At 67.4% G+C, this 12,313-nt stretch carries 11 protein-coding genes; 9 read left to right on the top strand and 2 right to left on the bottom strand.

The window, feature by feature from the left end:
* Nucleotides 1-255: 255 nt before the first annotated feature.
* Nucleotides 256-1,206 (top strand): WXG100 family type VII secretion target, encoded by a 951-nt coding sequence (locus tag G406_RS0108235; protein ID WP_028933472.1) that lies wholly within the window; start codon nt 256-258, stop codon nt 1,204-1,206.
* Nucleotides 1,207-1,412: 206 nt separating this feature from the next.
* Here G406_RS0108235 and G406_RS45415 read toward each other — a convergent pair whose 3' ends face one another.
* On the bottom strand, nt 1,413-4,127 hold the full coding sequence (locus tag G406_RS45415; RefSeq protein ID WP_037075687.1) for an AAA family ATPase: 2,715 nt from the start codon (nt 4,125-4,127) through the stop codon (nt 1,413-1,415).
* Between the two features lie 412 nt (nt 4,128-4,539).
* Nucleotides 4,540-4,959, bottom strand: a complete 420-nt coding sequence (locus tag G406_RS0108220) for a MarR family winged helix-turn-helix transcriptional regulator (RefSeq protein WP_028933470.1) — start codon at nt 4,957-4,959, stop codon at nt 4,540-4,542.
* 56 nt (nt 4,960-5,015) lie between these two features.
* On the opposite strand from G406_RS0108220, the gene G406_RS0108215 reads away from it, so the two are divergent.
* The 8 genes from G406_RS0108215 to G406_RS45405 all read left to right on the top strand — a co-directional run bounded on the left by G406_RS0108215 (nt 5,016) and on the right by G406_RS45405 (nt 11,811).
* A complete protein-coding gene (locus tag G406_RS0108215) occupies nt 5,016-5,546 on the top strand; it encodes a DUF6790 family protein (protein ID WP_028933469.1) in 531 nt (176 codons plus the stop codon).
* A 75-nt stretch (nt 5,547-5,621) separates the two neighbouring features.
* Nucleotides 5,622-5,837 carry an alpha/beta fold hydrolase gene (locus tag G406_RS55495; RefSeq protein WP_084215868.1) on the top strand — a complete coding sequence of 72 codons (216 nt, stop codon included), beginning with the start codon at nt 5,622-5,624 and terminating at the stop codon, nt 5,835-5,837.
* Between the two features lie 435 nt (nt 5,838-6,272).
* A complete protein-coding gene (locus tag G406_RS0108205; RefSeq protein WP_051341820.1) occupies nt 6,273-7,076 on the top strand; it encodes a BPL-N domain-containing protein in 804 nt (267 codons plus the stop codon).
* A 215-nt stretch (nt 7,077-7,291) separates the two neighbouring features.
* Nucleotides 7,292-7,969, top strand: a complete 678-nt coding sequence (locus G406_RS0108200; RefSeq protein WP_028933467.1) for a response regulator — start codon at nt 7,292-7,294, stop codon at nt 7,967-7,969.
* Complete coding sequence (locus G406_RS0108195) at nt 7,966-9,084, top strand: sensor histidine kinase (RefSeq protein WP_051341818.1); 1,119 nt, start codon at nt 7,966-7,968, stop codon at nt 9,082-9,084. The genes G406_RS0108200 and G406_RS0108195 overlap by 4 nt, the downstream gene beginning before the upstream one ends.
* A 167-nt stretch (nt 9,085-9,251) precedes the next feature.
* Nucleotides 9,252-9,707 (top strand): hypothetical protein, encoded by a 456-nt coding sequence (locus G406_RS56675; RefSeq protein ID WP_156934732.1) that lies wholly within the window; start codon nt 9,252-9,254, stop codon nt 9,705-9,707.
* Nucleotides 9,708-9,959: 252 nt separating this feature from the next.
* Nucleotides 9,960-11,147, top strand: a complete 1,188-nt coding sequence (locus tag G406_RS0108180; RefSeq protein ID WP_051341817.1) for an LLM class flavin-dependent oxidoreductase — start codon at nt 9,960-9,962, stop codon at nt 11,145-11,147.
* Between the two features lie 145 nt (nt 11,148-11,292).
* Entirely contained in the window at nt 11,293-11,811 is a 519-nt protein-coding gene (locus G406_RS45405) for a hypothetical protein (RefSeq protein ID WP_156934731.1), read from the top strand.
* Nucleotides 11,812-12,313 lie beyond the last annotated feature (502 nt).

The following is a 12,313-nucleotide window of genomic DNA, read 5'->3' as shown; positions in this document are numbered from 1 at the left end:
GCCCCGAGTGCTATCGAGTAATGGCCACGACTACCACGGGTATCGTGGTGCGCCCGATGCGGACGGGCCGTTTGCAAATTTTCGGCGTATTGTTCAGGTTCTGTTTGCGCCGTGTGGAAAGCAAATGTAAGTGCTTCTCGGCGCTGCCGCGCACTGGTAGCGTGGTGTCCATGTTCCGCCGGTCGAAAGGCGCCGCGGTGGCGCCGGATAGACGGTTCGCCGGAATGACTGTGCACCTCTGAACCTGGAGTTGTCGTGAACCAACGAGTGCTTGCTGCTGCCGATAATGGTCAACCTGACGACGGTGACCGGGTCTTCACGGTCGGTGGTCACGAGTACATACTGCACAAGGGTCAGACGCAGATCGACATCGACGGTAAGACCTGGACGCTCGGCTCGGACGGCAAACTGATGCCGCCGGACGACGGTGACCGGGTCTTCACGGTCGGTGGTCACGAGTACACGCTGCACAAGGGTCAGACGCAGATCGACATCGACGGTAAGACCTGGACGCTCGGTCCGGACGGCAGACTGATGCCGCCGGACAATGGCGATCGAGTATTCGAGGTCAACGGCCACGAGTACACGTTGGCGGCCGGCCAGAACAAGATCGACATCGATGGTAAGACCTGGGAGCTCGGCGGCGACGGCAAGCTGCACCCGCCGGACAACGGTGACCGGGTATTCAAAATCGGTGATAAAGAATACACGTTGCACGCCGGGCAGAACGAAATCGAGATCGATGGTCAGACCTGGAAGGTCGATGCCGACGGCAAGCTGCACACGGACGACAAAGTGTTCAAGATCGGCGACCAAAGTTATGTCGTCAAGCCGGGACAGAAGACTCTGACCGTCGGGAAAAATACCTACATAATCGGCGAAGATGGAAGTATGACCGGACTTCCCGATGGAATGGATTTCCACGGGTTCGAAGTGGCTTTGGGTGAAATGTCACAAGCGGTCACGACGGTGAAACAGCTGTCAAGGCAGGTCGGCGAGCGTATGACGCGTATTGGTACGCTCTTCGACAACATCGGTGACGGTTGGCAGAGTCCGTCGGCACTCTCGGCCAAGAATGTCACAGACTGGTTCAAAAAATCCAGTAAGGATCTGAACGATCTGTTGGACGACGCGAACGAGCGGTTGCGCACTTCGTACCAGAATTACCACGACATCGAGCAGCAGAACCTCAACAATATTTCATAGTATCCGTGAGCGCGGCGCGCGTCCTACAGGCGGGTCAGGACGGCGGACCCGGTGGAGCCAGCGCCGCCCCAGTCGAGTCGGCGCTGATGTTGACCGTGGCGCAGAGCGGCGCCCGGCCGGCCCGCACCCTCCTTGGCCTGTGGGTCCGGACCCTGTCCACCGTCCGAGATTACGAATCCGCTCGACCATGATCCACGGGACACGCGCTAGTTTCCGGAGTCGAGCGCGCGGTCCACGAGGTTGGGGAGTTGCCTGAGTTGCCGGCGGGAGGTGATGCCGAGTTTGCGGAAGATGTTGCGGAGGTGGGCGTCGACCGTGCGGGGGCTGATGAAGAGGCGGGCGGCGACTTCGTTGGAGGTGGCTCCGGTGGCGACGAAGCGGGCGATGTGCACTTCTTGCATGGTGAGCTGATCGTGGGTGCGGGTGGACCGGTTGGAGACGTTCTCCCCGGTGGCGCGCAGTTCGTTGGCGGCGCGCCGGGCGAATGCCTCGATCCCTGCGCCGGACAGCAGCTCGTGGGCGGTGCGCAGGTGGGCGCGGCCGTCCTTGCGGCGGCCCTGCCGGCGCAGCCACTCGCCGTAGACGAGGTGTGCTCGGGCTCGGTAGGGCAGCAGGGGACTCTGGTCGAGGTGCTCGACGGCGTCGCGGTAGTGGTCCTCGACCCCGGTCACCAGTCCTCGGGCGCAGGCCGCGATGCCCAGGCCGGTGGGGGTTCCGCTGGCGTCGGCGCGTTCGGTCAACTGTTCCAGTGCGGTAGTGGCCGTGTCGTGCTTACCGCACCGCACCGCCGCCTCCACCAGTTCGGCCAGGACGAACCCGGTGAAGGCGAGGTCGTGGTGGGCGGTGGCGAGGCGAGCCGCCGCGAGTGCGGCGGGATAGTCCGCCAGGCTGTTGTTCAGCACGGCCGCGGTCCAGTAGGCGGTCGCGAGCAACTGCTCCGTGCCGCGCGCTGTCGCCGCCTCGGTGGCCTCCGCGATCAGGGCCAGCCCCTCCTCGCGTCGGCCTCGGACCGCCGCGAGCTGCAGCTGGCCGTAGTAGGCCGCTGGTCCTCCGGTGGCGTCGGCGATCGCCCCCTCCTCGGCGATCGCCTCGATGGCCCGCCCGACGTCGCCGGCCAGTGCGGCGTTGAACGCCACCTGGGCGAGGCCGAGGCGCAGGGCGAGCGGTGCCCCCGAGTCGCGGCCGGCTCTCATCAATGACTCGCTGATCGCCTGGCTGATGTGCGGATCCCACAGATTGGCGGCGACGACGGCGGAGAGCACGGGGCGCCGCATCCAGAGCGGATTGTCGGCGCCGTCGAGGACACGTCGGATCAGGGGAACCGCGGCGCGGTGCCCCTGAGTGGTGAGCAGGGTCAGCGCGTCCAGGATGTCCGGCGGGCGCGGTGCGGGCGCCGAGGCTCGGGCGGCGTCGAGGACCTTGTCCATGACGCCGCTGGGGCGCCCGACGACGAAGCTCATCTCCAGGGCGTCCAGGAAGCAGTCGCGGGATCGCCGGGGATCCACCGTCGAGAGCCGTTGTCCGGCCCGGATCATGAAGGCCGGACCATCGCCATCCCCATGGCGCAGGAACGCGATCTGGCCACGCAGCAGGTCGACCTCGGCATGCTGGGGCTCGGTCAGGCCGGCGTTCTCGAGGGTGTCGAGTAGCCCGGCGGCCGCGTGGGGGGTGCCGGCGTCGAATGCGGCGCGGGCAGCGGTGAGGGTTCGTGCCATCCGTTTGACGGGATCGAGCGACAGTTCCGCCGCGCGTTCGAGGAAGGCGGCTGAGGCGACGACACCGCCGCGAGCTCGGGCGCGGGAGGCGGAGTGTTCGAGCTCGGCCGCGACGTGTTCGTCGGGGCCGCTGCTGGCTCGCGCGCGGTGCCAGGTCTGCCGGTCCGGGTCGAGGGTGGGGTTCGTGACCTGGGCGAGCACCTGGTGGGCCCGTCGGCGTTCGTCGGCGTCGGCGGCGAGGTAGACCGCCGAGCGGGCCAGCGGGTGGCAGAAGCGGACCCGGGTCGCGAATTCGACGAGCCCGGTGGCGGTGGCGGCCGCGCTGGCGGCCGGTACGTCGATCCGCAGGTGTTGCGCGGCGGGCCACAACAGGCCGGGGTCGCCGGTCGGGTCGGCGCTGGCCAAGGTCAGCAGCTGGCGTGCTTCGGTGGGCAGGTCGACCAGCCTGGCTTGGAAGCCCCGCTCGATCCGGGTCGGGACCGAGGAGGTGTGGGCCATGGCGAACCCATCGACGCCGGGTAGCTGCAACAGGGCGAGCGGGTTGCCTCTGGCTTCGGCCACGATCCGGTCGCGCACCTGGTGGTCGAGCAGCGCGGGAGTTTTCGCCGCCAGCAGGGCTCGGGCATCGTCGTCGCTCAGCTGCTCGACGATCAGGGCAGGCAGCTGATCCAGCGCTCGGGCAGGGGAGGGCACCCTGACGGCGAACAACATCGCCAGGCGTTCGGTGTTGACACGTCGGGCGATGAAAGCCAGCGCCGCCGCCGAGGCCGCGTCCAGCCACTGAGCGTCGTCCACCAAGCACAGCAGTGGGCGTTCTCGCGCGGCGGCCGCCAGCAGCTCCAAGGTCGCCAGCCCGACGCGGAAGGGGTCCGGCGGTCCGGAGGCCAGGCCGAACGCGACCCGCAGGACGTCCTGGTGCTGGATGGGCAGTGTGGTGAGGTGATCGTCGGCGGGCCGGCACAGCTGGTGCAGGGCGGCGAACGGCAGCTCGGACTCGAACTCCGCCCCGGACCCGTGCAGCACCCGGAAACCCGACGCGGCCAGTTGGGCGTGCTCCAGCAACGCGCTCTTGCCGATACCCGCCTCACCACGCAGGACCAGTGCGCCACCCCGTCCGCCACGCACCGCGCCGACCAGCTCGTCGAGAACCCGCATTTCGGCCCGCCTGCCGACGAGTGAACCGACAGGCCCGGCCGACGACGACATACGACATACTTTACGAATAATGGGACCTCACACTTTCGAGATCGGTTCCCGGGGCGAAAGCATTGTTGCTGTCCGCCATTCCTTGGACGAGCTCCGGCCGGTTATGAGGTGTCGATCCCGCCCGACTGCTGAACGATTCAACAGCAGGCCCAGTAGTCGGCCATGATCGCGTGCTCGCGTGACCGGTACGGCGCGGGCGCACCCAGGGTTGCGCGATCGCGCGGCGGAGGTTCCAGGTTCCACCGCGGCACTTCTCGCCCGGCGCGCTCACCACTGTGGAAGTGGGTGCCGAGCTGGTCAGCGAAGAGCAACAGCGCACCGGTTCCCGTCCGACCGTCGCGGACCTCGGCTGAGCGCAACGTGGGTCCGGTATCTACCTGATAGTCGACCCGCACTCGACCGACGGGCGGCATCACGGGCGGGCGAGGATTTCGGCGAGCCTGGCGGTGTCGCTCAGATATCGCTCGTACGGGAATCCTGCTTCGAGTAGACCGTCACGAAGCTCTTCGTAGAGTGGTGTGCCGGTGTCGCGGAAAGCCTTGCTGCCGGTTTCGGTGATGCTGACCAGTCGTCGCCGCCCGTGCTCGGGATCGGTGCGGACCTGCACGAGGCCGGCGACCTCTAGCGGGCGCAGCGCCCGGCTGATCGCGGGGTCGGAAACCGACAGTGCTTGTGCCAGCTGGTGCTGGGTTGCCGGTTGGATGTCTTCCAGCGTTCCCAGCAAGCGCATCTGGCTGTAGCTCAGCCCTCCGGGATCGCTGCCGCGCTGCCGCGCGGCCTCTCCGAGCAGGAGTACTACGCGATGCAGCAAGTCGGCCAGTCCATAGTCCACGGTGCGAGCATACAGCAGTCTTGACAGGTTAATATTAACTAGGTAAGACTTTGGGTATGGACACGGTCTCGTACTTCGCACAGTCTTCTTTCCCTCTCATCTGGCTGCTGGTCGCTGTCGTCGGCGCGCTGATCCGCACGCGGCACAGCTCGTCCCGTCAGGAAACGTTGGAGACCTGGCAGCGGTGGTGGGCGATCGGTGCACTCGGCTGCGGAAGCCTGTGGATGACACTCTCGTTCGTCGCGATCCCGGACATGATGGCCACTGCGATCGGGTTCGGTCGAACCCCGTTCGAGTTCGAAATCGCCTTCGCCAACCTCGGGCTCGCTGTCCTTGGCCTTCGCGCCGGCTCGCCCTCGAGCTCGGCCAGGGAGCGCATCACCATCGGCCTCGGCGCCGGCATGTTCCTGTGGGGCGCGGTAATCGGTCACCTCTACCAGTGGATCGCCAACGGCGACCATGCCCCCGGCAACACCGGTGGCGTCCTTGTCTACGACCTGCTCATTCCGGCGGTCATGATCATCCTCGCCCGTCTCTCGCGGCGACCGACCGCCGTGCGGCAGCCCGATGTCGCGTCCATGGTCTGACGTTCTCGCGGGCGGTTCCTGCTCAGAATTGACCCGTCGACGGCATGATCACTGCCCGGAGCTGGAAGCTCGACCGTGCGGTTCGGTCGATACGGGCAGGGTGTGCCGGGCGCCACACCCGCACTGGCAGCATCGACGGGGCCGCCATTGGTACTGCTGCACGGCATCCCGCAGACCCACCTGATGTGGCATCGAGTGGCCCCGACCCTGGCCGAGCACTTGACGTGGCACACGATGAGTCCGACCGAGGCCGACACCGGCTGCGCTGCCCGGTACTGGCGCCTCGACTAGCCCGGCGATTCATGAAGCGATATGCCGATCTCGAGTGGCTCTTGATGATTTCACTTGGTGATTTCCGTGGCCGGCGCGGACGTGCTCGATTGCTGGTACTCGCAATGACAGCAGTCCGACTGGCAGGGTGCCGCCGCCCGAGTCGGCCACCCACTTTCGCAAGAGTGCGCCATCGCGCAGCCCCGTGCGGGGTTCTCGATCACATTGGTGGGTTCCGGGGAGGTCGGCGAGGCTTCGGCGGCGGCGCCGTCGACGAGCAGCTGGTCACAGCACGACAGTGACGATGATCGGATGAGGTGTGGCGGGTCGGGGGGTGTTGAGCCGCCGATCGGCGGGTCCGGGTTCCCGGGTTTTGCGTCATCGTGGCTCGGCGACCTCAACGGCTGTGTGCGCTTGCGGGGTGCTGGTCGGTAGGTGTGAGGCAGGAGAGTGGCCATGGGTGACGTGCTCCGGAACGTCGATTGCGGTCTCAGTGTGGTGAACCGTCGTCGGCTGCTGCTCGGCGTGCTTCCGGCCGCTGCTGTGCTGGTCGCCGGCTGTTCCCGGGCGAGCGCTGACGAGCTGGGTGGTCAGGCTCCACTCGCATTGATCTACGGTGGCCCGCAGGGTTGCCCGGACTGCGCGCCGGCTGTGGCTGCGTTGCTGCGCGCTGCGCCTCGGCCTTTCCGGACTCGGTACGTGGGCCCCGATTCGGGGGTTGCGCTGACCTCCGCGGTTCTGGCCCAGGCGCGCTTGTACGTGCAGCCGGGCGGTGGTGCCGATCTTGAGGGAGCGTGGCGGCAGCTGCGTGGTTCCGCCGAGTTGGTCCGTGGCTGGGTGCGAGAGGGCGGCAGCTATCTGGGCTTGTGCTTCGGGGCTTATCTGGCTGGGCGCAACCCTGGCTTCGATCTGCTGCCCGGAGACACCGACGGATACACCAGCTCTCCTGGTGCCGCGGTCACCGATGACCGGGACACTGTGGTGGACGTGGACTGGCGGGGACAGCGCAGGCATATGTACTTCCAGGACGGACCGGCCTTCTATCTGAACGAGGGCGCCGGGGCGACGGTGCTGGCGACTTACCCCAACGGAACTGTCGCTGCCGCGGTCGCCCCGTACGGCAAGGGGCGGGTCGGAGTGAGCGGCCCCCACCCGGAGGCCGACGAGTCCTGGTACACGGAGAAGGGACTGAGCAACCCTGACGGCGTCCGCCTCGACCTGGCCTACGACCTGGTCGATGCGACCGTCGGAAGGAGCTGAGACACGGTGGGAATCACGCTGAGGCCCGGTACGTCGACGCCGGTCGGTGACCGCGCGCTCCTGGTCATCGGGTCGGTGCCGGATCGAGTGCTGATCTGGCCCGCTGAACCTGAGGCTGTCGCCTCCTGCACTAACTTTGGCCATGGCGAACGGGGAGCGCGCCATGTCCGAGGAGGACCGTGGCGCCCACGATCAGGCGCGAGGGGTAGATGGACGTGCTGCGGGTGGTAGTCGTCGACGACGAGGCTCTGGTGCGTTCGGGGTTCTCGCTGATCCTCGGCGCGGATCCGGGGATCCAGGTGGTGGCCACCGCGACCGGGACCGACGCGTTGGCGACTGTGGAACGCGAGCGCCCGGATGTGGTGCTGCTCGATATCCGGATGCCCGAGGTGGATGGCCTGACCGTTCTCGCGGCACTGCAGCGGTGGGCCGACCCGCCCGTGGTGGCGGTGCTGACCACCTTCGACAACGACGATTACGTCCTGGCGGCGCTTCGCGGGGGCGCTGCCGGGTATCTGACCAAGGACACCGACCCGGATCGGCTGCCCGGCTTCGTGCGCAGTCTGGCGGCCGGAGCGGTGGTTCTGGGCCCGGGGGTGTCACGGCCGTTCCTGCGTCGTACCGCTGCTCCAGCCGACGACGATGAGACCGCTCGTCTGGAGTTGCTGACCACACGGGAGCGGGACGTGTTGCGACTGGTCGCCGAGGGCCTGTCCAACGCCGAGGTGGGACAGCGTCTCTACCTCGGCGCGGGCACGGTCAAGGATCACGTCAGCGCGGTACTCGGAAAGCTGCGTGTCGGTACCCGGGTCCAGGCCGCGCTGATCGCTCAGCGATCGGATCTGCTCGGCCGCTCCGCGCCGCCTCCCGCCTCGCCGGGACCGGCGCGGTGAATCGCCTCGGAGCGTGGCTGGCCCACCTACCGGTCTGGGTACGAGACTCGGTGCTGTTCTTGCTGGCCGGGCTCGACACCTGGTTCAACCTGTCCGGGACAGCCTGGGAGCCCTGGCGGATCGGGTGCGCCGCACTGGCCTTGCTCGTGCTGCCCGTCCGACGGCGGGCACCGCTCGTAGTCGTTCTGCTGACCCTGCCGGCCACCGCCGTGCTTGATCTGTGGGTCGCTCCCTTCGCCGCGCTCTACACACTCGCCAGTCGCAACAGAGCGATCCTGCTGTTGGTGCTGATGGCGCTCTGTACCGGAGTGGCCGATGCCGATCCGTGGCCGCTGCCGTTGCAGCCCGGCGGTGACCGCGCCGACACGATGGCCAATGTGGTCTATGGGTTCGCCTGGGCGCTCACCCCGGTTCTGCTCGGGCAGCTCACGCTGGCCTACCGCGATCTGAACGAGCGGTCACGACGGATTCGCAAGTTCGAGGCGCACCAACGTGAGGTGTATGCCCAGACCGTGCTCAGCCAGGAACGCGCACAGATCGCCCGCGAGATGCACGATGTGGTGTCCCACCAGGTGAGCTTGATCGCCGTCCACGCCGGCGCGTTGCAGGTGTCGACCACCGATCCTGATACCCGTGCCGCCGCCGCGACGGTCCGCCAGCTGGCTACCGCGACTCTCGACGAGCTGCGCGGCATGGTCGGGTTGCTGCGCGCCTCCGACGGTTTCGGTGACTCGATCGCGCCCCAACCGACGATCGACGACCTGCGGGGCCTCATCGCCTCCGCGGGGATCGAGGTCAGCCTGAGCGGTCAGCTTCCTCGGGAACTCGCCTCACCGGTCCAACGAACCGTCTACCGAACCGTCCAGGAAGCCATCACCAACATCCGCAAACACGCTCCGGGAGCGGCGGCCGAGGTGACGCTGTGGCACCAGGGTCCGGAACTAGGAGTAACGATCACCAACGGGCCTTCGTCACAGCCTCCTCTGGCGCTGCCGCAGTCAGGGCATGGCTTGATCGGCCTACGGGAGCGGGCCACCGCTCTGAACGGCGTCCTGGACAGCGGCGCCACCGTCACGGGCGGGTTCACCGTCGCGCTACGGATACCGGCAGCATGAGGCAAGCACACCGAGAGGTAGTGAGGATGCAACGAAGCAACAGCGCCCCAGTGAACGCCGCGGCTGGCACAGCGACCTCGAACCGGAGACCGATCGGGACCGCTGTCACGCGGGGCGCCGTGGTCGTGTGTCTCATCGGGGCTGTCGCCGGATGCTCCGGTGCTGGGGTGACGTCCGCATCGTCGGATGTGTCCGTACCGGCGTCCGCCACCCCGGCGCCCGTGACGAGCGAGCACACCCCGTCGCACAAGGCGGCCGCGCCGACGGGATCGTCCCGCCGCGCGACGACGGCGGCGCCGGTACTCGGCTCGGCTTCGACGGGGACCAAGGGGTATGGGACGGCCCGGCCGGGGCAGATCGACGGCGGCCGGGACTCGTCGGGGATCGTCTCCGATGTGCAGTGGTCGAACTGGGGCGCGGCCAGGGCGAGCGGGACGGGCATGGCGACCTACGCAGCTCCGGACCAGCCGGCGGCGGAGGGAAAGTCGGAGAAGGCGACCGTGCTCGCGTTCGATCTTGGCCAGTGCGGTGGCAAGCCCGCCTATCGCAAACTCACCTGGTACTTCCCGCAGCATGGGGAGAAGCCGAACGAGGCGGCAGCGCTGGACATCTGCGGCGGGTGAACGCGTGTGGCCGGCTCCCCACACAGCGGGCTCGACAACTCCGAACCATGATCATCACCGCCTCAGGGCTGTTTTCCGGCCGAAAATCAGCCCTGAGGCGGTGATGATCATGAATCGGCGCGACGATCTAGGTGATTGTCACCGATGCGGGCTGGCTGTCGGTCGAGAGATGGTCGGGTTCGAACGAGGGCGTGCGACCGTGCCTGGAATGCGGCCCGAGCCTGTACACACGAGCCTGCTCAGTGAGGGACTATGGAATCGAGAACGTCGGTGAACCTGCCGGTGGCCAGGGAGAACCTGCGTGCGGGGGTATTCATGCCGCCGTGGTCACTTCCGCTCGGGCTGTCTCCGACCACAGCCATCCACCGGGAGCTCGACTTCGTCGATTTTCTGGATCGGGTCGGCTACGACGAGGCGTGGATCGGTGAGCATCATTCGGGCGGTATGGAGATCATCGCCTCTCCGGAGTTGTTCATTGCGGCGGCGATCGAGCGCACCGAACGAATTCGACTGGGCACCGGTGTTATCTCGTTGCCCTACCACAATCCGTTGATGACGGCCGACCGGATCGTTCAGCTCGATCACCAGGCACGCGGTCGGGCCATGTTCGGGTTCGGCCCCGGCCTACTGCCCGCTGATGCTGCGATGCTTGGCATCCCGGCTGATTCACAGCGGGCCCGGATGGCCGACGCGGTCGAGGTGATCGTGCGGTTGTTGGCCGGAGAGACCGTCACCAGGAGTACCGATTGGTACACCCTGGAGGAAGCCACCTTGCACCTCGGGCCCTTCACCAGGCCGCGCCCCCATCTCGCGGTCGCCAGCGCGATCACCCCGTCGGCGGGCCGCGTCGCGGGTCGTCACGGAATGGGTTTGCTGTGTGTAGCCGCCGGCAGCGGCCCCGGTTACGACGTGCTCGACCTGAACTGGCGGATCGCGCAGGAGGTGGCCGCCGAGTACGGCCAAGTCATGGACCGCTCCGGGTTGCGGGTGGTCGCGCCGTTCCACATCGCCGAGTCGAGGGATCAGGCGCTGGCCGAGGTGAAGCACGGGCATGAGCGGTGGTCAAGCTATGTGCGCGACACGCTGGACGGTGGGCCGGAGCTTCTCGGCATGGACAGCCTCGAGAGGATCAACGAAGAGGGACACGGTGCGATCGGGACTGTCGAGGACGCGGTGAACGCCCTGAGCCGGTACTGGGACAAGGCCGGTGGCTTCGGGTGCATTCTCAACCAGCACACTCACTGGGCCGATGAGGAAGCGACGCGGCGGTCCTACCGGACGTTCGTCGACGAGGTCATGCCCGCGTTCACCGGTTCCGCCGGCGCGAGGGAGCAGTCCCATGATTGGACGCGGAACCGTCGTGGCGACCTGTCCGCACGTGCTCTAGGTGCCGCTTCGAAGGCGATCGAGGAGCATTTCCGCACCGCAATTGGATCGTAGTGCGGTGGCCGGACCAGGCAACGACGCAGCGCGGGTGCCCAAGCCGCCGCGGCGTTGGCGGCCTGTGGGTGGCCGATGGCCAGACCGGCCTGAAACCGGCGTCCGACGTGATGGTGCGGGCCGGAACACGAGAGAAAGGAAAGCGATGAGCGTTGGTGTGGTGCCGAAGATACTCGCGGTAGCGGTGCTCCTTGTCGGAGTGCCGGCGGGGTGTTCGCTCTGGAGTTACACCGCGACGAAGCAATCCCCGTCGTCGACCACCACCCGCGCGAACGCGGCCGGAGCGACCGCGTCGACAGGCGTGCACGCCTCGTCGCATTCGGCCGCCGCCTCGGCTCCGGTGCTCGGTTCGTCGACGTCGGGGCCGAAGGGCTACGGGACCGCCCGGCCCTCGGAGATCAACGGCGGTGGGGACTCTTCGGGGATCGTCTCGGGAGTGCGGTGGTCGAGCTGGGGCGCGGCCCAGGCGTCCGGAACAGGTACCGCGTCCTACGTGGGGCCGGGCCAGGCGCTCGCGGACGGGAAGCCGGAGAAGGCGACCGTGGTCGCGCTCGACCTGGGGACGTGCGGTGGTAAGCCGGCCTACCGCAAGCTCACCTGGTACTTCCCCCAGCACGGGCAGCACCTCGACCCGGCCAATGTGCAGAACATCTGCGACACGTGACCGGTTGGTGTAGGAGACGAGCTGCCTGGCCAGGTGCGACGTCGTTGCGCTCGGCGCGCGACAGGGAACGCTACACACAGTCATTGAACTGGCTAGGAGCGGCGCAATCTTCTGTATCGAACGGGCGGCTATCCGCGCGATCTGTGACGATTGTCGTGTAGTTTGGCGCGTGTGGGGTATGCCCGCATGTGAAGGGACTTCCCGTTGATCGCTGGGGAGCGGATCACACGGATGCGAAAGCCGGGCCCGGTCGTCTCGGGGACGATCCGGGCCCGGCTTGTCTTCTCGTGACGCGCCTGGTCGCTGACCTGATCGGTCGCGCCCGTCGGCATCGCGCTGGGGAACGATATCTCTGTTCTTAGTGGCCGCGACGACGTCCGTCATCGCCAGGCAAGGTAGGAACCGATCAGCGGAACCATCGCAACGCCCACCGGCATCCGGCCCCACCTGGCTCCACTCGGGGCGTCGACCCGGCCGTGCACCCGGACCGTTCAGCGCGAGG

The organism is Actinospineispora spinosispora DSM 44797 (assembly GCF_000429025.1).
GTDB classification, from domain to species: Bacteria; Actinomycetota; Actinomycetes; order Mycobacteriales; family Pseudonocardiaceae; genus Pseudonocardia; species Pseudonocardia spinosispora.
The sequence above is the reverse complement of the archived record's forward strand: the minus strand, read 5'-3'. Positions and strand labels throughout refer to the sequence as shown.

Coding starts and splice junctions, on each gene's coding strand:
- G406_RS45415 (WP_037075687.1), bottom strand. CDS start 4,127: ATGTCGTCGTCGGCCGGGCCTGTCGGTTCACTCGTCGGCAGGCGGGCC.
- G406_RS0108215 (WP_028933469.1), top strand. CDS start 5,016: ATGGACACGGTCTCGTACTTCGCACAGTCTTCTTTCCCTCTCATCTGG.
- G406_RS0108205 (WP_051341820.1), top strand. CDS start 6,273: ATGGGTGACGTGCTCCGGAACGTCGATTGCGGTCTCAGTGTGGTGAAC.
- G406_RS0108180 (WP_051341817.1), top strand. CDS start 9,960: ATGGAATCGAGAACGTCGGTGAACCTGCCGGTGGCCAGGGAGAACCTG.
- G406_RS45405 (WP_156934731.1), top strand. CDS start 11,293: ATGAGCGTTGGTGTGGTGCCGAAGATACTCGCGGTAGCGGTGCTCCTT.